The organism is Brevefilum fermentans (assembly GCF_900184705.1).
GTDB lineage: Bacteria > Chloroflexota > Anaerolineae > Anaerolineales > Anaerolineaceae > Brevifilum > Brevifilum fermentans.
Map to the genome: position 1 here is coordinate 1,604,585 of NZ_LT859958.1, position 26,025 is coordinate 1,630,609.

Annotated in this window: 20 protein-coding genes and 1 tRNA gene; 11 read left to right on the forward strand and 10 right to left on the reverse strand. The window is 45.0% G+C overall.

Annotated features, from left to right (window positions below; all coding sequences use genetic code 11):
* Nucleotides 1-42 precede the first annotated feature (42 nt).
* From CFX1CAM_RS07035 to CFX1CAM_RS07050, 4 genes are all read right to left on the reverse strand, one after another.
* Nucleotides 43-936: a sugar ABC transporter permease gene (locus tag CFX1CAM_RS07035; protein ID WP_087862342.1), complete on the reverse strand. Its 894-nt coding sequence runs from the start codon at nt 934-936 to the stop codon at nt 43-45.
* Nucleotides 929-2,536, reverse strand: a complete 1,608-nt coding sequence (gene malF, locus CFX1CAM_RS07040) for a maltose ABC transporter permease MalF (protein WP_087862343.1) — start codon at nt 2,534-2,536, stop codon at nt 929-931. Before malF ends, CFX1CAM_RS07035 begins: the two co-directional genes overlap by 8 nt.
* 77 nt (nt 2,537-2,613) lie before the next feature.
* On the reverse strand, nt 2,614-4,215 hold the full coding sequence (locus CFX1CAM_RS07045; RefSeq protein WP_087862344.1) for an extracellular solute-binding protein: 1,602 nt from the start codon (nt 4,213-4,215) through the stop codon (nt 2,614-2,616).
* A 72-nt stretch (nt 4,216-4,287) separates the two neighbouring features.
* Nucleotides 4,288-4,719 carry a MarR family winged helix-turn-helix transcriptional regulator gene (locus CFX1CAM_RS07050; protein WP_087862345.1) on the reverse strand — a complete coding sequence of 144 codons (432 nt, stop codon included), beginning with the start codon at nt 4,717-4,719 and terminating at the stop codon, nt 4,288-4,290.
* Nucleotides 4,720-5,005: 286 nt separating this feature from the next.
* Between CFX1CAM_RS07050 and CFX1CAM_RS07055 the strand changes: the two genes are divergently transcribed.
* The 8 genes from CFX1CAM_RS07055 to CFX1CAM_RS07090 all read left to right on the forward strand — a co-directional run bounded on the left by CFX1CAM_RS07055 (nt 5,006) and on the right by CFX1CAM_RS07090 (nt 17,327).
* Nucleotides 5,006-5,923: a diacylglycerol/lipid kinase family protein gene (locus CFX1CAM_RS07055; protein ID WP_157891775.1), complete on the forward strand. Its 918-nt coding sequence runs from the start codon at nt 5,006-5,008 to the stop codon at nt 5,921-5,923.
* Nucleotides 5,924-5,938: 15 nt separating this feature from the next.
* Nucleotides 5,939-7,129 (forward strand): NAD(P)/FAD-dependent oxidoreductase, encoded by a 1,191-nt coding sequence (locus CFX1CAM_RS07060; RefSeq protein WP_087862347.1) that lies wholly within the window; start codon nt 5,939-5,941, stop codon nt 7,127-7,129.
* A 39-nt stretch (nt 7,130-7,168) separates the two neighbouring features.
* Nucleotides 7,169-10,171, forward strand: a complete 3,003-nt coding sequence (locus CFX1CAM_RS07065) for a glycoside hydrolase family 2 TIM barrel-domain containing protein (protein ID WP_087862348.1) — start codon at nt 7,169-7,171, stop codon at nt 10,169-10,171.
* 324 nt (nt 10,172-10,495) lie between these two features.
* A complete protein-coding gene (locus CFX1CAM_RS07070) occupies nt 10,496-11,677 on the forward strand; it encodes a hypothetical protein (RefSeq protein WP_087862349.1) in 1,182 nt (393 codons plus the stop codon).
* Nucleotides 11,678-11,920: 243 nt separating this feature from the next.
* On the forward strand, nt 11,921-12,397 hold the full coding sequence (locus CFX1CAM_RS07075; RefSeq protein ID WP_087862350.1) for a beta-galactosidase small subunit-related protein: 477 nt from the start codon (nt 11,921-11,923) through the stop codon (nt 12,395-12,397).
* Nucleotides 12,398-12,870: 473 nt separating this feature from the next.
* Nucleotides 12,871-14,202: an NAD(P)/FAD-dependent oxidoreductase gene (locus CFX1CAM_RS07080; RefSeq protein WP_087862351.1), complete on the forward strand. Its 1,332-nt coding sequence runs from the start codon at nt 12,871-12,873 to the stop codon at nt 14,200-14,202.
* Nucleotides 14,203-14,209: 7 nt separating this feature from the next.
* Nucleotides 14,210-15,931 (forward strand): GxGYxYP domain-containing protein, encoded by a 1,722-nt coding sequence (locus CFX1CAM_RS07085; RefSeq protein WP_087862352.1) that lies wholly within the window; start codon nt 14,210-14,212, stop codon nt 15,929-15,931.
* A 31-nt stretch (nt 15,932-15,962) separates the two neighbouring features.
* Complete coding sequence (locus CFX1CAM_RS07090; RefSeq protein ID WP_087862353.1) at nt 15,963-17,327, forward strand: MFS transporter; 1,365 nt, start codon at nt 15,963-15,965, stop codon at nt 17,325-17,327.
* Nucleotides 17,328-17,996: 669 nt separating this feature from the next.
* Here the strand turns inward: CFX1CAM_RS07090 and CFX1CAM_RS07095 are convergent.
* The 4 genes from CFX1CAM_RS07095 to CFX1CAM_RS07110 form a co-directional block, all read right to left on the reverse strand.
* A complete protein-coding gene (locus tag CFX1CAM_RS07095; protein WP_087862354.1) occupies nt 17,997-18,194 on the reverse strand; it encodes a hypothetical protein in 198 nt (65 codons plus the stop codon).
* Nucleotides 18,195-18,394: 200 nt separating this feature from the next.
* On the reverse strand, nt 18,395-18,802 hold the full coding sequence (locus CFX1CAM_RS07100; RefSeq protein ID WP_087862355.1) for a DUF4332 domain-containing protein: 408 nt from the start codon (nt 18,800-18,802) through the stop codon (nt 18,395-18,397).
* Between the two features lie 123 nt (nt 18,803-18,925).
* On the reverse strand, nt 18,926-19,576 hold the full coding sequence (locus CFX1CAM_RS07105; protein WP_087862356.1) for a DUF998 domain-containing protein: 651 nt from the start codon (nt 19,574-19,576) through the stop codon (nt 18,926-18,928).
* Nucleotides 19,577-19,654: 78 nt separating this feature from the next.
* Entirely contained in the window at nt 19,655-20,029 is a 375-nt protein-coding gene (locus CFX1CAM_RS07110) for a hypothetical protein (RefSeq protein WP_087862357.1), read from the reverse strand.
* Nucleotides 20,030-20,222: 193 nt separating this feature from the next.
* Between CFX1CAM_RS07110 and CFX1CAM_RS07115 the strand changes: the two genes are divergently transcribed.
* The 3 genes from CFX1CAM_RS07115 to CFX1CAM_RS07130 all read left to right on the forward strand — a co-directional run bounded on the left by CFX1CAM_RS07115 (nt 20,223) and on the right by CFX1CAM_RS07130 (nt 22,854).
* Nucleotides 20,223-20,293 (forward strand) — tRNA-Gln (locus CFX1CAM_RS07115).
* Nucleotides 20,294-20,623: 330 nt separating this feature from the next.
* Nucleotides 20,624-22,177: a spermidine synthase gene (locus CFX1CAM_RS07125; protein ID WP_157891776.1), complete on the forward strand. Its 1,554-nt coding sequence runs from the start codon at nt 20,624-20,626 to the stop codon at nt 22,175-22,177.
* Nucleotides 22,174-22,854 (forward strand): TIGR01906 family membrane protein, encoded by a 681-nt coding sequence (locus CFX1CAM_RS07130; protein ID WP_087862360.1) that lies wholly within the window; start codon nt 22,174-22,176, stop codon nt 22,852-22,854. The genes CFX1CAM_RS07125 and CFX1CAM_RS07130 overlap by 4 nt, the downstream gene beginning before the upstream one ends.
* Before the next feature lie 59 nt (nt 22,855-22,913).
* Here CFX1CAM_RS07130 and CFX1CAM_RS07135 read toward each other — a convergent pair whose 3' ends face one another.
* On the reverse strand, nt 22,914-24,026 hold the full coding sequence (locus CFX1CAM_RS07135; RefSeq protein ID WP_087862361.1) for an ABC transporter ATP-binding protein: 1,113 nt from the start codon (nt 24,024-24,026) through the stop codon (nt 22,914-22,916).
* Between the two features lie 291 nt (nt 24,027-24,317).
* The gene (locus CFX1CAM_RS07140) at nt 24,318-26,009 is read right to left on the reverse strand and encodes a ribulokinase (protein ID WP_231940971.1); all 1,692 of its coding nucleotides are present in this window, start codon (nt 26,007-26,009) and stop codon (nt 24,318-24,320) included.
* Nucleotides 26,010-26,025 lie beyond the last annotated feature (16 nt).

Sequence of the window (26,025 nt, forward strand, 5' to 3'; positions counted from 1 at the left end):
GAAGAAATTCATCTCGCGTTGATTTACTGAACTCCCAACTGTTTAACCCTTTACTGCTCCCTGTGTCAAACCGCCTACAATTTGATCTTGCAACGTCAAATAAATGACCATGATCGGAAAGGCGCTGATTAAAGCACCAGCGGCAAAGATGCCCCACTTCTGAGAGAACATCCCGGAAGTATAAATTTGCAGACCAACCATGACCGTGTAAAGTTCGGTGGTCTTCAACAGCGTACGGGCAACAATGAAGTCGCCATAAACACCAATAAAGCTCAGGATACCAATTACTACCAGGATCGGTCGCAAAAGTGGCAGGATTAATCTCCAGAAGATTTGCCAGTCTGTGGCGCCATCCACACGGGCTGATTCATCGATTTCGCGGGGGATCGTATCCATATAGCCCTTCATCAGCCAGATGTTCATGCCCATCGCCCCACCCAAGTAGACAATAATTAACCCCAGGTGCGTATTTAATCCGATTGCAGGGATGATGGTTCCAAACTGGGTCAGGATCAAAAACAAAGCCACGATCGAAAGCAGGTTTGGAAACACCTGGATCAGCAAAATCGCCTTCAGCATCGTTGTCCGACCGGAAAAACGGAAGCGCGAGAAGGCATAAGCAGCCATAGTTGTCAAAAACAGCGTCGAAAACGTTGTGATTGTTGTAATCTTGATCGAATTCCAAAACCACAGGAAAAAAGGAAAGGTTGGATTTCCGATAAGGCTTTTAAAATTCTGAAAACCTGGGTTCTTTGGAATAATGCGAGCGGTAGCCAAGGTTCCGGTAGGATTTAGCGAAGCTGAAATGATCCAAACCAGGGGAAAGATCGAAAAGAATATTAGAAAAGCCGCAATGATCCACCGGATCACAGTGCCGATCTTTCTTTGCTGAGTCATGGACCGAGGATGTTTTGTTTTTTGGGTTTTTTCAGACATTTTCACTGACCTCCTCCCACATGTTCGTGAACCTGAATTGGATCAAGGACATGATGGCAATCAAAATGAAAATCACAATGGAAATCGCCGAAGCAAATCCATAATTGACACCTCTTCCGCCTTCAAAAGCCAGATTATACACATAGCTGATGAGAATATCAGTGTAACCGGCACGCGTTGACGCCCCGGGAATTGGCGGACCGCCTCCAATAAATACGTAAATCAGGTTGAAATTGTTAAAGTTAAAAATAAAAGAAGCAATTAAAAGCGGACCGACTGAAACAAGTAGCAAGGGCAGGGTGATGTGCCAGAACACATTCCAGCCTTTTGCACCATCAACTTCAGCGGCCTCATAAATATCACTGGGAATGGATTGCAAGGCACCGCTGGTAACCAGCATAAAATAAGGGTAACCGAGCCACAAATTAACAAGCAATATGGCCGCCCTTGCCCACCAATGATTTGTTGTCCAGGCTGGTGCAAAATTGAACAAATTTCTTAATACCGTGTTGACAATCCCAACATTTTCATTCAAGATCCCGCGCCAAATTAAAATCGTAATCAGACTCGGGATGGTATAAGGAATGATCAATAACGAGCGCAATATCTTCTTACCGCGAAAATTCGGATCGCCATACAAAATCGAAATCGCCAAGCCCAGTGAAAAGGTCAGGAAGACACTTAAAAAAGCAAAGGAAAAGTTCCATGCCAGAATGAGAGCCAGCGGTCCCCTTAGCGCGGGATTGGTTAGAAAATTTACAAAATTGCTTATCCCAACACCCGCACGAAATCCAGGTGCTAACGTGCGCCCTTGCTGAGAAGTATAGGTGCCTTGCTTGGCAAAGTAAACAGTGCCGGTCAGCTGATCAGTAAAACTATCTTCTTCCTCATCGTAGTGATACCTGGGTAGCAATTCCGCTGCTTCTTGTGGTGATCGCACCTGCACAGTCTTTTCGGGCTCACCGAATTTTACCTTCGTAAGGTTGGTATCCGTTGCGGCTTGGATGCGATTAAGCCTGGAAAACCCATCAATCGTGGTCGGAGCACCTTGCTCATCTAATTCACCGATACCAGATTCACCGGGTACCACTTCTAAAATATGTTCGTCATAATCTGCATCCGTTTGTCTGACTAAAAGCGCTTTTCCTTCAGCGTCTTTAATCCATAGCATATACTCACCCACATCTGATCGGTAAGCAATCCACTCAAAAGCTTTACCTTCTTCAGGCAAGTACGTTTCAGCCTGAATTTGGTTTATTGCTTGTGTTCTTGAAAGCAGGTGACCATCACCATAATTAGTAAACGCTACATAAGTTGTGTAAATTATCGGGAATATTGAAAATAACAAGAGTGCTGAAAGGCCTATAGCCATCCAGCGAAGAGGATACGCTTTCGGTGCTAAAAAAACATAAGTATTAAATAGTAGAATAATGATAAAGACAATCGCAATGGGTAAAAAGCCATTGGTTAATAATTGTAAGATAAACCAAATCAAGCCTGCATCAACAACAACAAGCAAGGCGATTTTTAAAACGGATGTAAGTTCGAAATGAATCTTTTTTGCTGTTTTGGTTAAACGTTCACGACTTGAATCCATCATCCACCTCTCAAAATGTCAAAAACAATAGTGAAAGGAGATCAGGCTAACCTGATCTCCTTTTCTATTTCAAGTTGAAATTACGGAAGTTTGATCTCTAACAAGTGGGTGTCTGGATCATATATAAATGTCACTTCACCATCTGCAGCAAGTTCAAACTGATAGTTGTCGCCATCGGCGATCCCATCAACACCAAAGTTCACACCCCAGCTACCGTCCAGAGCTACTTTAACTTCGTAAGAACCGGCAGGAAGGTTGAATGTGCCGACATAAAGTCCATCAACTTCTTTCAAAGCGGTCGCTTCACAATCCGGTTGCCAGTCACCTGGGCACCCAGCAGCGGCTTGCCAGCTACCGGGAACGTTGACCATGCCAGCCAGCGCGCCACCGATCAATTCTTCAATTTGATGTTGTGCATTGGTTAATGCATCTTCAGGTGACATTTCACCCTGAATGATCAGGGTAATGGCATCGTTCCACGCGCCCCACACACTGCCCATTTCGGCAAGAGCTGGCATTGGCATCGCACCGGTACCAGCAGATCCAAAGGCATTCATATCTTCGTCATCCACCAGTTCCAGAGCAGGGATGTAGGCTGGCGGGCGGTTACCGGCTTCATAAAGCTGGTACATCACGTCTTTAGTAGCCACAAACTCAGTCAGGAAAGCCTGAGCAAGGAGTTGATTTTCACTCAGGGCATTGACAATAAAGCCCTGAACACCCAGGAAGGGCAAACCGCCATCCGGAAAATCGGAGATTGCGTAAGGGACGCCAGCTGCGCGAATCCGATCCAAAGCCCATGGGCCAGCCATCAACCAGGGAACTTCACCGGTCTCAAACAGTGCATGAGCGGTATCCCAGTCAGTGTTGGGGGACATGAACTCTAATTCGATCCATTCTTGCATCAACTTACCGGCTTTAATCATTCCTTCCCCGCCAATTCCAATATCATTTGGCAGCCAGTTGCCAGCAGAATCCCGACCAAAGACGTAAGCACCCTGAGAAGTCATCAACGGGAAAGCATCATAGGTTGTTCCAGAGAGCACGAAGCCCCAATCAACTTTACCTGCATCTTGCAATTCCATGCCCTTAACAACCAGTTCGTCCCAGGTTTCTGGGGCAGCGTCAACCAAGTCTTTATTATAGAAAAATGCCAGGTTTTCAGACGCATAGGGCATTCCGTACAACTGACCATCAAAAGTGAAGGCGTCAATAGTAAAATCGACAAAGTCACCGGCTTTTGAGCCCAGGTCAATCGGAGCCAACAAACCGCTGGCGACTAATTGCCCAGCCTGATCGTGTGGAACAATGGTGATGTCAGGGCCTTCACCGGCAGGAGCAGCAATAATGAATTGGTCACGGATGTTGGCGACCTCTTCAATAATCACTTTGACATTGTATTCAGCTAAAAATGCGTCTGCCAGGGGTGCCAGAATAGCTGAACGGGTGTCATCAGCCCAGATACGCAAAGTTGCATCCGGTGTGGAGGGGGGAGCAACCACAGGCTCTTCTTTAGCCGGTTCTTCTTTAGCCGGTTCTTCTGCAGCCGGCTTTTCAACCGCAGGTTCCTCAACAACAGGTGCCTCAACAGCAGGAGCTTCAGGTTTTGCTTTTGGTTTACAAGCTCCTAACATAAGGCTTGCAATCATAAGGATTGCAAATAAAACAAATCTTTTCTTCATTACAGTACACTCCTTTTATAATATTTGGTCTTGAGTTTATTTTTTGTTCATGGTGAAGATCAGGGGGTTCCTTTAACCAATCGGCGTTAGCACCTCTTCGATATGTTCACAAATGTCGGTATAGGAAGTCAGCTCATCTTCAGAAAATCTTGCTAGTAATCGATCAATTTGTTGTTTATATGCGATATACACCTCCGTAAAAATTCTTTCTCCTTTGTCTGTAAGATATAGATGATAGCACCGTCGATCGTCGTTGTTTACTTTGCGGGTCAACAAGCCTTCTTTCTGCATTGAGCGTACGACGCGAGTTGTATTGCCTCTGGTGCATAACATTAAATCACTGAGTTCGTTATAGTTGACCCCAGGCTGCTCATGCACATGCATTAAAATATAAAAACGAGGGATGTTTAAGTCGTATTGTGCTAAGAGGGATTTCTCCTGGTTGTCAATGTGCAAAAATATCGATTTGAGAGAAAAGTAGAGTTTCCGGCCGTTATTTTGCATTTTTAACACCAATGCGACTAAAGACAAAAGATAATAGTTGATATGTAAACAATATATTCTTTTTCAATAAGATAGTCAAGAGTTTAATAAATAAATCATGGTGATTTAATAAATTTCTGATTAATTAATCGTGTTTATCAAAAATAATAATAATGAAAGAGAGACCCTTTACTTTAGATTTGATTTCAAATGCGATTAAACTTTAATCAAATTGCAAATTGTGGTTATTATAACAAGTTGCTTTATAGAGTATCATTTTGGTATGAGAAATGCTTTTGAGAAAAAGATGCCGAAACGTAAGAAAGCATTATTGTTTTTTAATTCTAAATCAGGTCACAGTAGAGAGGAATATCATTGTGACCTGTTTCGTGCTTTTTTTGATCAAAAGCAAATTGACCTTGATCTTGTCTACGTGCCGGATGAATTCGAAAGAATAAGGACAAGAATTGATACTGCACTTTCAGAAGATGTGGATTTTTTAATCGTAGCAGGTGGCGACGGGACGGTTTCAATGGTGGGGACCCACCTGGTTGGGAAAAATGCTTCTTTAGGCATTGTTCCCTTAGGCACCGGGAATTTGTTGGCAAAAGCTTTGCATATTCCGCAAGACATTGAACAGGCCTTGGAATTGATTGTTTCAAAGAACCCGAATAAAGTTTGTATCGATACTTTCAAGCTGGACGAGCGGAATTTTTTATTAAATATCAGCGTAGGACTTTCCCCAAAGCTAATGGACTCTGTGCACTCACACCAGAAACAACGGATGGGAGTCTTTGCTTACCTGATTTACTTCTTCCAACAGGTGTTAGGTTTAAAGCTTCACAAGGTTTTTATCGATTGCGACCAACGTAAATTTTCCGTCATGGCATCCGAGGTTCTTATTACTAACATCAGTACCGCAGGCGTAGATCCACTAACCTGGTCAGAAAATATATTTTTAGATGATGGAATTATGGACCTACTCATCTTTCGGGCCGCCAATGTCTGGGACACCATCAGGGTAGCCAGATCAATAATTTTTCACAAAGAGAAAATCAACCCACTTATAAAATTTTTTAAAGTGAGGGAATATTGCGTGGTGGAAACCCAAGCCCCCATGACAACACAAGCCGATGGCGATGTGATCGGTAAAACGCCATTTAAAATTGAAGTTATCCCCAATTCATTATCCATAATTGCGGGAAACAATCCACAAGAGAATTAATAAAAGGAGAAAAGCATGAAAAAATATAAATACATCATTATTGGCGGCGGAATGACAGGTGCTGCAGCCGTTATGGGAATCAGGGAGAATGACCCTGATGGCTCAATTGCGGTCTTTTCCAAAGAAGAATTCCCTCCTTACGCTCGTCCTCCCCTATCAAAAGGGTTGTGGGCAGGAAAAGAGGAAAAAGGCATCTTTAGAAAACTGGATGAATTGGATGTCGACCTCATCCTGGATACTACAGTTGAGAAAATCTCTCCGGACGAAAAATTGGTTGTCACTAAGAAAGGGAAAAAGTATTCCTATCAGAAATTGCTGCTTGCAACGGGTGGAGATCCCCGGCATATGCCCGGAGCACCCGCTGATGTAATTTACTACCGCACCCTGGATGATTATCATAAATTAAAGAAAGAAACAGAACTTAAGGACAATTTCTGCATTATTGGCGGTGGCTTCATTGGTTCTGAGTTGGCAGCAGCGCTGACCAACAATAACAAGCAGGTCACGATGCTTTTCCCAGAAAAAGGTTTATCAGGCACCATTTTTCCTGAAAATTTATCGGAGTACATGGCTCAGTACTATCGGGATAAAGGTGTCAAAGTATTTACCACCCATCTGGTGGATTCTATCGTAAAAGAAGGCGATCAGTTCGTAGTCAAATATCACAGTATGGAAAATAATGAACCTGGAGAAGCGTATTTTGATGCCGTCATCGCAGGCATCGGAATCATCCCCAATACGGCACTGGCAGAGGACAGCGGTATCACAGTTGATAATGGAATCGTCGTTGATGAATATCTACAAACAAATCATCCGGATATTTTCGCGGCTGGAGATGTTGCCAACTTTGTACACATCCCACTCGGCCAGCGAATGCGCTTGGAGCATGCCAGCAATGCTCATTTGATGGGGCTGCTTGCCGGCAAAAATATGTCCGGTGAGAAACTGCCTTATGACAACTTTCCTTATTTTTATTCTGACCTGTTCGACATGGGTTATGAAGCAATTGGTGATACCAATATAAGGTTGGATATTTTCGAAGATTGGATCGAACCTTTCAAAAAAGGAACGATCTTCTATCTGAATGAAGGCCGCATTCGTGGTTTGATTTTCTGGAACTTGTGGGACAAAGTCGAACAGGGCAAGGAAGTGATCAGCTCTGGGAAGGTGTTTCATAAGGCGGACCTGCCTGGGATGTTTCAGTAACCCCCTAAATTTCGAAGTTCCAAGGCAGAGGAGTGAAAATTGTTAGATATTGAAGATCCCGGACAACCCCAGGTTAACGCGCTGCCGGGGCACACCTGGTTTATTCCCTTTGACGATTTAAACACACCCATCCCCCTCTTTCCGATCGATTCAAGCCGCTGTATGCTCCTGAATGGGCAATGGGATTTCATTTATTTAGATTCCCACAAAGCACTTCCACAAAAGCCACAGGATTTGTTTCTTCGCAATGGTTGCATTGGCGTTATCGACGTACCGGGTTGCTGGGAATTGCAGGGGTATGGTCGCCCGCAGTATCTGAATATCACCTATCCTTTTCCGATTGATCCCCCTTTTGTTCCAGATGCCAACCCTACCGGAGTTTATCATCGTCGATTTTCACTCCCTGCTTCTTGGCATGACACTCAGATTGTCGTGACTTTTTTAGGCGTTAGCAGTGCTTTCGATGTGTTTTGTAACGACCACTATGTCGGCGGTGCAAAAGCCAGCCATCTGACCAGCGAATTCAATCTCACACCATATCTGGATTCCATCGGTGAGAACCGGCTGATGGTTGTCGTCTATCAATGGTCGGATGGCGCCTATCTTGAAGATCAGGATATGTGGCGCCTGCACGGGATTTTTCGTGAAGTGTATCTGACAGCCAGGCCGAGAAGACACATCTTGGATGCAATTATCGACGTGGACTACGATCACCTTCATTCCGTGGGGACGTTAAATGCCCGTTTCATCACCAACGATGACCGTCCGCTCCCTCTCAGGGTTATGCTCTGTGACCAGGCAGGAAAAATAATCTTCAGCATGTCTGCAGAATCCCACAGCCCGCTTTCAAAGGAGATACCTGATTGCCAACCCTGGACTGCGGAAACCCCCTTCCTGTACACGTTATTCATTGAGACCTTGGACGATGATGGCTTGCCCCTCGAAATAATTGGCTTTCATGTCGGTTTTAAGCGAATCCAAATTCGAGATCAACAACTCTTACTTAATGGTCGACCGATTAAATTAAAAGGTGTCAACCACCATGAGTTTGACCCCGACACAGGCTGGACAATTTCACCCACGCGGATGGAACAGGATATCCGCTTGATGAAACGCCACAATATCAATGCTGTGCGCAACTCGCATTATGTCAATCATCCCTACTGGTATGCACTGTGTGATCGCTATGGGCTGTACTTAATTGATGAAACAGACCTGGAGACTCACGGCTTTGAATTTGTTGGAAACCGATCAGCGCTGTCTGATTCGCCGGATTGGAAAGAAGCCTATTTAGACCGTGCGCGTCGGATGGTGGCGCAAAACCGAAATCACCCCTCGATTGTTTTCTGGTCATTGGGCAACGAAGCTGGCTTTGGCGAGAATCATGTCAGTATGGCTGAATATATCCGCAACGTCGACCCCTCCCGACCCGTCCATTATGAAAGCGCGGGCACAGAAGCTGCTGTCGATATTGTATCCGTGATGTACCCGAGTATATCCGAATTAAAGAAAGCCGGTGAGAACCCGGAGAGCGACCCTCGACCCTTTTTTGTGTGCGAATATGCCCATGCAATGGGCAACAGCCCCGGTAGTCTACGCGAATACTGGGAATTAATTTATAAATACCCTCGATTAATTGGCGCTTGCGTCTGGGATTGGGTTGACCAGGGCTTGCGCCATCGCACACTCGAAGGTGAAACCACGTTTTATTACGGCGGCGATTATGGTGATAATCCCAATGACGCCAATTTTTGCATTAATGGATTGATCAACCCTGATCGCGAACCGCATCCAGGGCTTTACGAATTAGAGTACTGGATTCAGCCCGTATCACTGCTGGAGTACGATTCGCAAGCAAATCGCATCCGGCTGCAAAACCGCTATGATTTTCTCAGCCTTGAGCATTTGCAGTGTTTTTGTACTCTCAAGGCTGAAGGCACCCTCCTTGCCGAGAGTGAAATACCCCTGGATTCCAGCCATCAACCCGGAGAGATCAGCTTAACGATTCCCGGGTTTGACATCACTTTGCCGCCTGATAAAGAAACCTGGTTCGAAATTGTTTTTAAGCAAAAAACATCCACGCTTTGGGCTGAGGCTTCGCATGTCGTAGCCCGGGATCAAATTTGCATCCAAGAGGGCGTTGTCAACAGAAAATACAGCGTCACAACAAATGACCAACCCTGCTCCTGGCAAGTTTCAGAAAACGAGCATCGAATCATTGTGGAGGATGAACAGCAAGCTTTCGAAATCGATCGCATCACGGGCTGGATCGATGCATGGCGTGTCAATCGTGCACCGGTTTTTATCGAACCCTTGTGTCTCAATATCTGGCGTGCACCCACCGATAACGATGTGCACATCGCTAAAGAATGGCTCTATGATGGGCTTGATCGGGCGATATTTTTTCGCAACCAGGTGGAGCTGATCAGCAATAATGATGGGTGTGTTTCCATACGCGTTGAGGGAAAACTGGCTACTGCTGGAGACCAACCCATCGCCCATTGTGAACTTATTTATTCTTTTCTTCAAAATGGCTTGCTGGAAATCGACTTAAATTTTGTTCCGATGCACATCAATACTCGCTTACCAAGGTTGGGTTTCAAAACCAGGCTTCACCAGGATTATCAACGCGTGACCTGGTATGGCCGCGGTCCTCACGAAAGCTATAGCGATCGGAAAGATTCTGCCTTTGTCGACCTTCACACTGCAAAAACGGTCGATTTGTTTCATCCGTACATCATGCCGCAGGAAAACGGCAATCGCACGGACACTCGCTGGTTGAAATTGTATGGAAATGATGTGCCCCCGGTCAGAGTCCTGGGTGGACCCAGTTTTGATTTCAGCATCCACCATTGCTCGTTAACGAACCTGACAAATGCAAGGCATATCGATGAGGTCACCTTCCAGGCAGACCCCTGGCTGTACATCGATTTAGCCCAAACCGGGCTGGGCAGTAACTCCTGCGGGCCGGACACGCTGCTTCAATATCGACTGGAACCCCGACCTTATCAGTTCAAAATTCGATTGTGCCCCTGCTCCTGAGGCACATGACGTTGGTTGTGGAAGGACTGCTCGTAAAATTAAATCAAGAATTGGAGGCATGAAATGAAAAAACTGGCTGCTCCTTTGATTCTCCTGCTGGCTATTCTTGCCTGTTCGATTCCAAGTCAAAATCCGATGGAAAACCAATCGGGTTTGGATGTATCCTCGCCAACCTAGGAGGCGTCACCACCCGAGTCGCAGCTGCTTCCGATAGCACAAATCAGTGGCGATGTAATCAATCCCGACGACTTTGAGTACCTTGGCGCGTTCCGCCTTCCAGGCGGCGATGACCGACCGCAGACCTTCGCCTACGGCGGCAACGCCATGACCTACAACCCTGACGGCAACTCGCTCTTCATCATGGGTCATAATCGTATGCCCTACGGCGACCTGCCAGACGGGAATCAAGTCGCGGAGATCAGCATCCCAGAACCGGTCATTTCCAAGAATATCGAAGACCTCAACACAGCAGAATTTATTCAAGACTTTAAAAACGTGTTGAAGAAGCAATTCAGCGAGTACGACGAAATTCCCAAAGCCGGAATGCAATACCTCAACCGCCCCGAAACGGGGGCGAAGATTCACGTTGCGTTTGGCGAGCACCTCCAGTCGGAGCAAATCCCGACGCATGGCTGGTTCAGCCCAACGCTGTCGAAGCCTGATTTTCAGGGAACATGGTTCATCGGGAACCAGGACCTGTACAGTGTGAACGACTACATGTTCGAAATCCCTGCCACGTGGGCAGATGCTTACGCCGATGGAAGGCCTCTCGGCACGGGTCGAATGCGTGACGGTGGTCAAGGCGGCATGGGACCCACACTCTTTGCTTATTGCCCGTGGAATGAGGATGGATCGCCGCATCCAGCTGGAACCCGTCTCGAAGAAATCACCTTGCTATTGTACGAGAATGCCTACAACACTGAGGAGTTTATCCGCAGTTTGGACGGCTACCAGCATCCCGACGAATGGGGTGGCGGTGCCTGGCTGACAACTTCCGGCGACAAAGCGGCAGTTTTGTTTGCCGGGACAAAAAGCAACGGCGAGAAATACTGGTATGGGTACATCCATCCGGATGGCCCAAACCTCGTTTGTGTGGATGCTGAAGCCACGGATTTTCCTACCTGTCGCATGGCGAATGGTTCGCTCTGCCCGCAGGATGATTTCTCCGGTTGTTGTGATGCCGCTGCGGGGGAATGTGTCTCAAGCCGTGGTTGGTGGACAACCCAGTTCGACGCTGAGTTCATCCTCTACGATCCTGCTGACCTGGCGATGGTCGCCACCGGTCAACTGGAAGCGTGGCAGCCACAGCCCTATGCCGTTGTCGACATCGACGAGCGCCTGTATCTGAACCCGCCCGAATGGGATTTGGTTGATGTCGGCTGGGGTGTTCAACGCCGAAACCGCATTGGAGATGTGGCATTTGATCGCCAAAACGGATTGCTCTACGTGCTTGAGTTATACGCAGATGGCGCAAAACCCGTTGTGCATGTTTGGAGAATTCGTTAAACCAGATGGCTTATTTTGCCCCACATTTCGCATAATGAAATAAATAATTGGCAACTGGTTTGAGCTTCGGGCATTAAGTTTTTTAATGTCCATTACATTCGCTTTCCAGATTACCTTTTTATCCATTTGCTTGGATTGGCTCGCGATTCTTCTTCAGGAGGTTGTGATCTTCCCCCCAAAATTCCGGAAGTGTAAAACCTTTCCACTGTCGCCGCTCGCCAAAAAGGTTTTTTAAAATTTCATATGGCCAAACCCGCCACCCATCGAGCCGTGACGTGTTTCACCAACAACCAGAAGCGCATGGATTATCAACGCTTGACCTGGTATGGGCGCGGTCCTCATGAAAGCTATAGCGCCCGGGAAGATACTGCTTTTTTTGACCTCCACACTGCCAAAAGGGTCGATTTGTTTCATCCGTACATCATGCCCCAGGAAAATGGCAATCGCACGGACACTCGCTGGTTGAAATTGTATGGGAATGGTGTGCCCCAGGTCAGAGTCCTGGGTCGACCCAGTTTTGATTTCAGCATCCACCATTGCTCGTTGATGAACCTGACAAATGCAAGGCATATCGATAAGGTCACCGTCCAGGCAGGTCCCTGGCTGTTCATCGATTTAGGCCAGACCGGGCTGGGCAGTAACTCCTGCGGATCCGACACGCTGCTTCAATATCGACTGGAATCCCAATCTTATCAGTTTAAAATTCGATTGCGCCCCTAAACCTGAGACGCATGACGGTCCCATCCTGTAGGCGTGGAAGTTAGTGCTGGGGTATCCCATCAGAGCACCCACATCATCGCTATAATTCCCTCGGTTTTTGAAAAATTTACCTTAAACATGACCTGCGTACCGTTTTCATCAGTACGCTTTTCCAATTTCAATAACACATATTCGCCAAATCGCTTAACAATCTGTTATGAATATCAAAGATAAACCTCATCAAAGCGGTTACGAGCAGTAATAGCTCTTCGCGCTCATAACTCGGAGGACCTTGCTATGAACGCGATGTGGAGCCTCGTAACAAAAAATTCCCATGTGCTTTTTTGATTCAAGTATTTAGTAAAACTCCTCTACAAAAAAGTCTTCTAACAACTGTAGATAATTATCTATGTTATAATTCACAAGGTTTTTTTATAATTTTCAAAGTATTTGACGACTTTGCCCATGAACCCATCACACTCAAGGAGAAAATAATGACCAAAACCATTCACACGGACGTGCTTATTGTTGGCGCAGGACCAATTGGAGCCTATTTAGGATGGAAACTGGCTGATGCCGGCTGCGATGTCCACCTTCTGGAAGCCCTGACTCTCGATAAAGTCGGTGCCCACATCGAAGTTATCCACATCGATGAAATCCGCTTTGATGAATTTGAGATTCCTCATCCAACCCCGCCTGAGTTGATCCACCTTCCACCCTTCTTTAAGGTTTGGTCTGTTGATTCAAGCCGGTATTTCGAAGTTCACTATCCCTTTTATGTCATTAACATGCCTTTATACGTGCAACGCCTGCATGGATATATTCGAAATTCGGGAGGGAAGCTTACTGAAAAAGCCCGCGTTGAAGATGTCATTGTCGAAGATGGATATATCAAAGGTGTAACCGGTAATATTGGCGGTGAGCCTTTTGAGGCTTATGCCCGCATAACTGTCGACGCATCTGGCATCGTAGGCGCTCTCCGAACTCGTCTACCTGATGATTTTGGTATCGAAAACACACCGCTCCCACCTGAGCAGACTTTCTACAGCGGTTTAGAGCTTCGTGAAGACATTCCTGAAGGCTACCCCACCGGCAGCAACAGCTTCTTGGGCACACCTGGATTTTGGAATATGTCCTACGGAGATGGGGCAATTCTGGGCATGGTTATACCTGGAAGTGCTGAGCTTGCCTGGGAAAAACACAAGCAATGGCGAGAAGAGCGCTATGGAGATCCAGGAAAACTGGTTGCCAGGAGGATCGGCTGTGGCCCTTATCGCCGTGCACCATTGTCTTACGTGGGTGATGGATTTGTCGCTGTAGGCGATTCAGTCTATCAAAACAAAGCCTTTTCCGGCGAAGGTATTGTCAGCGGCTATACTGCCTGCAAAATCGCAAAAGATGTGATTTTTGATGCCCTTGAAAAAGATGATTGCAGCAAAAAAGGTTTGTGGGCTTATAACACGCGCTATTTCCGCGGTCAGGGTGCGAAATTTGCGAGTGTGATGGGTTTCCTCCCCATCGTCAATGATTTTCCTCCAGAAGAACTGGACTTTCTCAACACAAACGAGATCATCTTTTGCAAAGATGATTACGAATACCTCAATTTGAATTACGAGCTCAATCTTCCCCCCGAGCGATGGGCGCGTATATGCCAAACTATAGAAGCAGGCGTTAAAGAAGGTCAGTTTAGCGAAAAAAGCTTCCAAACCATGAAAACCCTATACGATTTTTCAAACCAGCTTAAATCTCACTATCTAAAATACCCTGAAACCCCAGAAGGGATTGCTGCCTGGGGTGCCGTTCAAAAAGCAATGTGGGGTTATTAAAACAGCCATGAAAGCCTCATATTCAATCATCGTGCTAGATGTCAGCCACTTCCCTTTTGCTGACCAAATAACTGCTGCAACTTTACAAGGTCTGGTCAATCGCGAACAACCTGCACTGTTTTTGGATTATGGCATTTATGACGATCCAAACGCCAGGCGAACCAATGAAGACACTATGCCAGAAGACATCTGGCAGGCAAAATATCGCCAGTATCTTGGTAATCAGGACCGACACAACCTTGAAGGTTATAAACAGTTTTATACAATTGACACACAGGAATCCGATAGCCTGAATGAGGTGGTCAAGCATTTTCTGTCAATCGTCAAGGGTGTGGTTGTCTGGGATCCAACCATCGAAGACAGTATCAATATTGCAATCATGTACGCCAGCCTGGAGGACCTGCTGCCAATCTCTCCCGATCGGATCGATTGGGCAGCACAGTTAGATCTGTCTGTTGTCCATGATTTACGCGATCGATGGCAAGATCGGGTTTCCCTTTATCAATGGGCATTGGAGCACCTTCAACCACGCTGCTCATCAAAAAAGCTAGCCAGTATCGAACCAGGTTGGTGCCGACCCGAATTCCTGGATTATGCAGTCAAGGAAAAGATGTTCATTTACAGCCTTACTGCAAAAGGCAGTGGAAAAACCTTTGAACGCGGGTGGAATTTGCTGATGCTGATTTTGGGTGGCCCAGCCTGGTTGCGTAACTTTATTTACAATGCAGGTCTTTTCCACCGATTAAAGCGCATGGCTCAAAAATGGATGTCTTCCGACCCAGAAGTCAGCCTGGGCAATGCGATCCAAAAAAAATATGCATATCATCAAGACAGTACGATATTTGGGTGGCACACCTGCCGTGATGACGAATTTGCCTTTTTACAGCAGCTTAGCGCAAATGGTTTGCGGTTGGTACCTTCGTTCCTATCTTCAAATTTCTCTTTCCACAGTGGATTACCGGCGGTTGTGCCGCTTAAGCAAGAACATGTTCATGAAGCGGACGTCACATTGGAGAAGGACAAGGTTTACCTGACCTTTACTTACTCCGATGGCGATCAATTGATGCTGATGAACACCGCTCAGATTGGCGGCTGGCGCAGACCCGAGCGAGGAAAAGTGGCTTTCAATTGGGAAATGCAACCTTTACTCGTGACCTATGCCCCTGCATTGCTCGGTCTTTATTACAGTACTGTGACACCTGCAGATTGTTTAATCGCAGGGCCTTCTGGCGCAGGATATATTATTCCACCTCTACACGACAATTTGCCGAATTACCTGGAACAATCTGCAGAAATATGCCGTCAGGCTGACATCACAGTAATCACCTCCTACTATCCAGATCCTCCAAAAAAGGTCATTAAACAACATTTGCATGCCCCTGATAACATTCTGGGCTTCATTTCTGGATATTTTTATAATGTGGCCAAACCGATTGTTGCAGATAATAGAAGCATATTTATTTGCAATAAATGGCCACAATTATCCCAAATATTCCATTCTAGCGATGAAGTCATGGCTGGCGTGCAAGAAATAATCGATGCACCAGGACCCAAACCTCGCTTTGTTGGAGTTCACCTTTTTGCATATCGAACCACTGTGACCGATGTCTACAATTTTGTTCAAACTCTGGATGCGAACAAGGTCAAAGTCGTACGCGCAGACGAGTTTGTTATCGCTGCGAAGAAATACTTTGGTAAAAGCCAAAGTAACAATGCCACTCCGAAATAAATACCACATGTTAACATATTGAAGGAAAAAAATGACAAACAAAGTCCCCACACATATCAAAGTGCTTTATGGTGTTGCTGATGCCGGTATTGCAATGCTCACCGCGATCGTTCAGTTTTTCTTGCTTTTTTACTATACAGACATTGCCCTGCTCGACCCGGCTTTGGTGGGGTCAGCATTGATGTTGGGCAAACTGACCTGGGATGCTGTTAATGACCTCTTATTTGGTTACATTTCAGACCGGACCCGCTCACGTTGGGGACGCAGGAGACCTTACCTGCTTTTCTTGGCTATTCCGCTTGCCCTCACGACCTGGCTCATGTTCTCACTTCCGCCCGGGTTGACAGGCGTTGCAGCATTTCTAATCGTATTAACCACTTATTTGCTTTTCGATACTCTGCATTCCTTTATTGGCGTTGCCTACTCAGCACTTACGCCAGAACTGACCCAGGATTATGACGAGCGTACAGCCCTCACGACAGTTCGACAAATCTTTACAGTGGCTGGATATATCATCGGGGCAGCTCTGGCCACCGTTGTCGCAGATGTATATAAAAACAACTTTGGATTCAGCAATTCGGCCAGTTACAGTGCCATGGGGCTCACATTTGGAATTTTTGCTGCCATCGTAATTCTGATCACTGGTTTTTCTGTTAAAGAAAAACCGGCAGAGGAGATCGAAACATCAAAAATGCCGCCGATTAAATCGTTTGTTGAAACGCTGAAAAACAAACCATTCGTTCGCTTGATGCTCTCATTTTTGGTCTCAAACATCAGTTTCACCCTGCTCACAACACTTCTTCCCTACTACCTTAAATATGTGGTGAAGATGGAGGAGCAAATGCCCATTGTTATGATGACACTGCTGCTGACGATTGGACTCTGCCTCTACCCAATGAAGATGATTGCTGATCGCTTGGGCAAAGGCAAAGCCTACGCACTGGGACTCGGCATAACCTCCGTTGCGATATTGGCAGGGTTTTTCTACCCGGCGCACCCGACTCCCCTTGTTTACGTTACTGCGATTGTGGCCGGTATGGGCCTGTCTTCACAATGGGTGTGTCCCTGGAGCATGATGCCGGATGTCATTGAAATCGACCAGGCAGTCACCGGAGAACGTCGGGAAGGCGTTTACTATGGGATGTGGCAGTTTACATCAAAATTTGCTAACGCTTTCGCGATTGCTGCCGCCGGATGGATGTTATCGGGCTTTGGTTACGTACCTGATATACCACAAACGGAACTGGCAATTTTTGGAATTCGCTTCCTCTTTACTTTAATTCCGGTATTGATGTTCATCCTTACCATGCCCTTGTTAATCAAATACCCAATTACTCGCGAATCACACACACAATTGGTCGAAGAGTTACGCCAAAATCAGGAGTTGCTACATTAGTCTAATAGGCTTGATCTGTGTTTAAAACACTCAGATTTCATAATTTATCAAAAATGCGTCGGGCTGAGACAAAGAGACCATTCGGCTTAGCTCAGCGAGCTTAGAACGCTTATTTTTACATGGAGATAATATCGAACGATTGATCATCCACTTTCTATGAGCTTAACTAAACAATTCGAGGTTTTCAAATTTAGCACTAAGGTCTATATCACCGGGATGGTGTTGTGTCTTTAGCTGTTGGTTAAGCTGTTGACAGGCATGGGCTTGAAGACAAACTCTGCTTTTGTCTCAAAACTCAGGGTTGTTTGCCGATGAAAGTGATAAACAGTTCATGAGTCAGTAGAAACACGCCAAAAAGTACACGGTATTGACCTGGTTTTGCATTGCGTAAGCCTTTTTAATGCAAATTGTGGCTGGTTTGGTTCGATATTCTATTTATATTGGAATGGTGCAGCGACCTTATGGTTTGGTCTTTCAAGGGTTCAGGTAGAACCACTGGGAGATAGATCAGCGCCAGGTACGAAAAAATACGCCCTGTAAATGACATGATGCGCTTTTGATTTTTATATTCGAAAAACAGTTTTAATAAGAATATTTAATTAATTTTGTGATTTACAGACCACATTGGCAGGTTAAAATCCAGATATGGTATGTATCCCGCAAGTGCTGTTATTCCTTTTTCAAAGCTGGCAATCCGGATGCTAATTCAACAACCTCCTTCCCGACAGGAATTTCATCAACAGCAAATTCAGGACGTAAATCCCCTGCAAAGTAATACAGTTCGCGGGTTGAACCCGACTTAGACACAATGGTCTTACAATGCAAGTAGTAGGTTTTTCCTTTTGAATTCGTAAATGAATAAGCCATTTTGATTCCTTTCATCTTGTGGATTTGCAATTAAAGTATAGCAAATGATGGCTTTGCTTACAATAAAAAGATGTCAAAAATCTTAATCCTGTCAAAGCACAGGAATTCAATCATATTTCCAAACAAAATACCGGCTAAATATTAGCCGATATTTTGATTCTCTGAACAATTCAGAGGATGTTTTGCGTTATCGTCAGTTTCTAATCATAGAATATTGCACGCGGCAAAGTTTTTGCCTGCTCAATCCACCTTGTGACCATTGACAATGATGGCGGGCGGCGGACCAACCGTTTCTCGGCGTTGGTTTCGAGCATCTTCTTGTGCAAGTTCTCAGGATTCCGCGTTGCCAGCTCTACAACGGTATCCACGCCAGATGCTTCAAGAAGCTCAGAATACTGGCGCTCGACACCTTTGATCCGTTTCAAGTCGGCATGGTTAACCCAGGTTAAAATTCTTTTACGGCTGATGCCTGATTTATCAGCAATTTCTTGACGACCTTTAGGCGTACTACCCACTTCCAATAGCATACCAATGGTTTTAATGCCTGCTTCTCGCAGTTTACCAGCATAGACTTCCCCAATTCCTTCGATGTTCTCTAATTTAGCCATGGTTCTCCTTTAATAAAATCGTTTGCTTAATTGATTAGATGCTGTTAATCAAAAATTTTACCATAATTTGATGTATTCAGATTATAACATATTTTTTTTTATTTGGTCTTCGATTAGGAATTTTCATTGAAGACTTACAGCAATCAGCAAGAACCACAACACAATCGTAAAAAAGATAGACCACTCCACTGTGGGCATCAACCAGAATTTTGGTCGATCATCTGTTATCGGTTGTAGCGGACCACGAGTCTCTAAACGACTGGATCTGCCCATTAATAACAGAAATCCACCAAAAGATAGGATTGCGGGTAAACCCGCCAGGCTGTACATGCGTGGGATCACCAGGCGATTTGTAGGTTGAAAGGCGATTGCCAGCGAAAAGGATAACACCATTATTAAACCACCGCGAAAAAAAGTTACTGCAGCTTTTCCATGCGGCTTCAGTTTGTTCATGAGATTGAAACCCACCAGAGCCAATCCTACTGCAGCGATCACCCCGGAGAACATCCCGAGCTTTGATAAGAAACCAGGGAGGATCATACCAAGCGAAATACATGCCGGAATTAAAATAATTCCACACAAGATTAATCCTGTGTTGAATACCCAGGCCAAGTGCGAGACGCCTATCTCTCCCAGTTCCGAGATGAAATGGTTCAGGGGTGAGTAGGTCTCGCCTTGCTTGCCCCGATAAGCAAAGGCACTGATCAGCGTTCCAAGGATCACAAAAATTGATCCTGCGATTCCAGAGAAAATGAATATGGAAGGGTTATTCATGGGTCGATTGGTTTCCTGACTGTGGCAAAAAATCAACGGGTTGCATGAGGTAGTAATTTGTTATAAAACCAGGGCTGTTCAGGCAATGATCAAGCCAATGATATATATCAAGAGGGCAGCCATGAATATCAGTAAATAGGCAAGGCTCTTCTTCTTATAAGCAGGGTCTTTCCATGAGTGTTTCTTATTGAGCAAAATTATTAGCAAGTTAATGATGGAAAAGAGTGGAGCTGCAAGGCTGATCAAAATCAAGATGATGGCGTCCGGTGAGCCAATTTGAGCCAGGATGAAGTAAAAAACGACGCCCATCAACCAGAAAATCGCACCGATGAATCCAGTCTTGGATTTGATTCCCTTCATGCGTCCGATTCCAGCGCTAAAAACGCCCAACAGAACCAGTAAGATCAAATACCCTATCATGACCCAAAATGCACTGAACGCCGGACTGAACACAAGGAACTCCTTAACGACTTATCGGTGTGATTATAGCATAGATGGAATTAGGATTTTTTTATCCTCACGAATATTGTGATTTAAGCCAATTTCACTAAACGGTCAAAGAAACAGAACAATGAAGTTCTGGAAACCGAATTTTTGCTTGCACCTTTCCTTGCCATTTGGTAAAATATAGCCTGTCATTAAACGATGGGGGTTCGTCTAATGGTAGGACACCAGACTCTGAATCTGTTGATGGAGGTTCGAATCCTTCACCCCCAGTGTGAGAAGCTCAGATTAACTGAGCTTTTTTGCCTAAATTGGCATCAGTATTAGAAAAAAACGCTTTATCCAGTATATTAAAGCATTTTTACAAAGGGATCACACCGATTATGGAAAATTATCTGGAACCCCGCCTTATTATTGCTCTGAGAGGCTTAAAAAGGCTTGTCGATGACTCTCTGCAACATGCGCAGTCTTTCGAAGAAAAATGATATTGTTATTTTTGGGAAAACGCGCATGTGGGTCTTTTGCCAACTCAAAGATGATTTGAACCGATGCTCACTTATAGATTATAATCTCTGAGTTGTTGACGAATCTTGGGAGATGTTTTTGAAAAAGTATTTCTTGTACATCACCGTTTTTTTCTCAGGAATGACTGCGCTAGCTGTGGAATTATCTGCTTCGCGCCTGTTAGGAAACGTGTTCGGAACCAGCAACCTGGTTTGGGCAAGTATTATTGGTTTGATCTTAATTTACCTCACGCTTGGTTATTGGCTGGGTGGAAAAGTTGCCGATAATCATCCGCACTTCAACATTTTTTACGACATTTTATTGTGGGCAAGTTTGGCTGTAGGTTTGGTGCCCATGGTTTCTCGCCCGATTTTAAAGGTGACTGCAAATGCCTTTGACCAGTTTCAAATGCCAATCCTGGCGGGTGCTTTTTCTACGGTGATGATCTTATTCGTGTTACCGGTGACCCTGTTGGGGATGATCTCTCCTTTTGCATTGAAACTATTACTGAAAGACGCTCACGATGTCGGCAAAACAGCCGGCCGGCTTTCAGCAATATCAACACTGGGCTCTTTTGTTGGCACTTTCTTGCCCGTGATTGTTTTAGTGCCCTTAATAGGCACCTATCGCACTTTTTTGTTTTTCAGCTCTTGTTTAATGCTTATTGCTACAATTGGATACTGCGTTTATGTTGATTTCAGGTCCTGGCTGAAATACGCATGGATGCCTACAATTTTAATCCTGTTATGGGTGTTTGGCACTCGGGGTGCAGATAAAGCAACACAGAATTTGATTTTTGAAGGTGAATCCGCATATAACTATATTCAAGTGATCGAAGAGCAAGAGTACCGGTATCTTCGCCTTAATGATGGACAGGGGATGCATTCAATTTATCACCCCACCCAATTAAATTATTATGGGCCCTGGTCTCAAGTCTTGGTAAGCCCATTTTTCAACAAACCCCCTTATGGAATTGATGCAGTCCATAAAATGGCGATTGTGGGCTTGGCAGCGGGCACAACAGCAAGGCAAGCCCAGGAAGTCTACGGTGATATCGCTATCGATGGTTTTGAAATCGACCCCTTGATTGTTGACATCGGTCGCAATTTTTTTGATATGAATCAACCCTCATTAAACGTATTTGTGCAGGACGGTCGTTGGGGATTAGCACACAGTCAGGGCGATTATGACATCATCAGCGTTGATGCTTATCGACCGCCATATATTCCCTGGCATATGACCACCCTGGAATTTTTCCAACTTGTTCATGATAAGCTTTCTACTGAAGGTGTGATGGTGATCAATGTTGGGCGAAGCCCTGTAGACAGGTCATTAATCAACGATCTTGGAACCACAATAAAACAAATTTTTCCGACCGTTTTTGTCATGGATGTTCCCGACTCAATGAATACCATTCTGTTTGCGACGAAACAACCAGGCAGTTGGGAAAATTTTTATGAAAACTACAATTTATTGCTCGGATCAGACATTCAAGACCTTTTGTTGGAGGCAATGGCAGTGACGATAATGTTCCAGCAGCCAGAGCCTGAAGCAACCCGGGTTTTCACTGACGATTTGGCACCAATAGAATGGGTAACCAATAAAATCGTGATTGATTTTTTCCTGGAGGGCAATTGGGAAGATTTACGTTGAAACATAAAGAGAACTTAATCAAAGTATTGATGTGTATTAATTCCGTAGCGATCTTTTTCATGATATTAACGATTTCGATCCGAGTATTAATCACCCCAGCTTACGCGCGATTTGCTTATCGTTTACCAGCCTTCCCTGATGACTCCTATGGCTTTACTTTTGAGGACAGGTTGCATTGGTCAGAACCATCGATCAAGTACCTCGTTAACAATGAGGGCATTTCATATTTGGAAGATCTTAAATTTGAGGATGGCAACCCTATCTTTAACGAACGTGAATTGAGCCATATGAAAGACGTAAAATCAGTGGTTTCAGGGATGCGTTTAGCCATGGCAGTTTTAGCGATAGGGATCCTGGTGAGTCTCCAGGCAAGTATTCATAGTGGTAAAAAGCAATATTTTCTCAAAGCCATGCATTTTGGCGGCTGGTTAACCATTGGATTGATCCTGGCGATTTTGTTATTTATAGCTCTGAGCTTTGATACCATTTTTTCCTGGTTTCATCAGTTATTTTTTGAGAGCGGCACCTGGCAGTTTTATACATCAGATACACTGATTCGATTGTTCCCTTTGCGCTTCTGGCGTGATGCGTTTATTTTTGTGGCTCTACAGAGCTTGTTGTACGCAGGTATTTTGATATTTTTCACACGAAACAAGCCACAAACCCCAGGTCTTTAAAAAAGCAAAAAAGGCGGCTATTTTTTGGCCGCCTTTGGTCTACTTAGAATTTTGGAGATCTATCGAACTGCAACAGGGTTGTCTGGATTTGCCATGGAATCGAAAATGTGCATATTTTGCATATTAAATACGACCTTCAGATTATCTCCCATCTCGACGCGTGTGCGAGGGTCAACCCTGGCAACAAAATTATGCTCACCATTGACCAGGTAGAGGAAGATTTCATTGCCCATCAATTCGGTGACATCAACCTTTGCTTCAACCGGTTCTGCAATAATTGAAGGTGGTGCAAAATCGGGGTTGTGAATGTCTTCAGGGCGAATACCGAAGACGATTTCATGATCGACAATTGACTCATAAGGGGCACGTCGTTCATCAGGAATTCTGATTTTAAAACTATCCAGGTCAACGTACAGGGCATCGTCCTCACGAACGATTTTGCCCTTAAAGAAATTCATTGATGGTGAGCCAATGAAACCGGCTACAAACATATTATCGGGATAATCATACAGCTTTTGAGGTGAATCCAATTGCTGAAGAACACCGTGGTTCATCACTGCAATGCGATTGGCCATGGTCATAGCTTCCACCTGATCGTGGGTCACATAGATAAATGTTGTCTGCAATCTTTGATGCAGCTTGCTGATTTGGGCACGTGTTTGCACACGCAGTTTAGCATCAAGGTTTGAAAGTGGTTCGTCAAAGAGGAACACTTTTGGTTGGCGAACAATCGCCCGACCAACAGCAACACGTTGCCGTTGACCACCCGAGAGCTCCCTGGGCTTTCGGTTTAGAAGTCCCTCAATACCTAAAATCTCAGCGGCTTCTTCCACCAATTTTTTAATCTCTTGCTTTGGCACTTTCCTAAGTTTGAGCCCGAAGGCCATATTGTCAAATACGGTCATGTGGGGATAGAGGGCATAGCTCTGAAAGACCATGGCAATGTCACGGTCCTTTGGCGCCACATCATTTACCTTAGTTTCTCCAATAAATACACTGCCTTCGGTGATCTCTTCAAGCCCAGCCAAACAGCGCAATGCTGTTGTCTTCCCGCACCCTGAGGGCCCAACCAGGACAAGAAACTCTTTGTCTTCGATTTCTAAGTTCAGGTCTTGAAGAGCGACCACATCACCAAACTTCTTCCACACATTTTGATACGTTACACTTGCCATAATTTATGTTCCTCCAATCTGAAAAAATATAGTGAGTGGATTATACCATAACCCAATTAGTTTTGACGAAAATGAACCCTTTTAACCTTAAAATATCACTAAGAATCATATCTTATCGAAAAACCAAGATTATTTTTCTGGAATTGCCAATGAATACGAACACATACCACTGGCTGACCAATAGCACAGCGGATTATGTTTTTCTAAGCAGATGACGTTTGGGGATTAAAAACACACCAAAACAGCAACTTACGATATGAGTCTTGCCAAAGAAAGAAGGTTTTTCGAGAATCAACTCCTTTTTTTCTCAAGTATGGTGTCTCTCAAATTTTTCAATCGTTTCATAGCATTATTGTGCCCGTAGCCAAAATAATCATGCAATAAAGTGTATTCTGAATACAACCTGTTATAGGTTTTCTTGTCATTATTATTGGGTAGGTAGCTCTTATTTCTCAAGCGCGCCATTTTCTGGCTAGCTTCTTGAATTGATTTGTAGCCTCCCCGGCTTTCACCTGCTGCTACGGCTGCATACATGGCCGAACCCAGGGCTGACGGAAAGCGGGTTTCAGCAACTCGAATTTCGATATTGGTCACATTGGCAATAATGTTTAGCAACAGGTTATTGTTCACAAGATCACCACCGGTGACAACAACTTGATTAATCGGGACTCCACTGGCGATGAAGGATTCAAATATCTTTCTTGTACCAAAAGCCGTAGCTTCCAACAGCGCCCTGTAAACTTCTTCCGGTTTTGTCTTCAATGAGTAACCCAGGATCACTCCGGTTAATGCATTATCAGCAAGAATACTACAATTGCCATTCCACCAATCCAAAGCAATCAGTCCAGATTCAGCGGGTTCAAGGGCTGCAGCTTTTTCTTCTATCAACGAAAGAAGGCTTATCTTCTGTTTACGGGCTTCTTTTTCATAATTACCAGGGATTCCATTTTCCAGAAACCAGTTGAAATGGTCCCCGCTATTTGCCTGCCCGGCTTGATAGGCAATCAAATCTGGCACAATACCACCCTCTACCATCCCGCACATACCAGGAACTCGGTGTTCCTTTTTTGAAAGGACCATATGGGAAAAATGGTTGCCGAGGATTAATGCCGTTTTTCCTGGCTCAGCAACAGTGGCAGCAGGCACTGCGGCATGGTCGCTCAGGATTCCCGTCGCTACCGGTATGCCCGGATTGAGTTTTAACCATTTTGCGGCTGTCTCCGTCAGTTCTCCGACTTGCTCACCTAAAGGCGTGATTTCGTGTTTCATTTTTTCTTCAACGATGTCTCGCATGCTGGGATGCATCGCGCTGAAAAAAGTCTCTAAGGGGAATCCCTCGCTTTTTGACCAGAGCGCCTTGAAACCTGCTGCGCATATATTTCGTGTTTCTATCCCAGTCAATTGCCAGACCATCCAATCGGAGGCTTCAATCAATCGTTCAGCTGCAGAATAAACGGATGATGATTCATTGAAAATCTGCCAGACCTTTGGGAAAAACCATTCGGGGCTGATATTTCCACCGTAACGGTCAAGAAAGGTTTCAAATCGGTCGGTTGCGATTTTTATGAGTTGGATTGCCTCATCAGAGGCGGCAGCATGCGTCCAGTGTTTCGGCCAGGCATGCGGCTCATCTTTATACTCGTCGAGTAATGCAAGAGGCGTCCCGTCACTCGTAGTGGGAATAACGGTTGATCCTGGAAAACTAACCCCGATCCCGATGACTTGATCAGGCGAGATTTGGCTGTCTGCGATTAATTTCGGGATGTTTCGCTTAAGAGCATTAATATAGTCTTTTGGATCTTGAAGAGCCCAATCTGGATCCAGTACAACATGACTGTTGGGGAGTTGATCGGTGATCACACCATGTGGATATTTGTAGACAGATGAAGCAATGATTTTTCCATTGCTGACATCAACCAGTACAGCCTGTGCAGCTTGATTACCAAAATCAACACCAATGGTGAATTTTTTCTTCCCGCTCACGACCTGCCTCCTAATA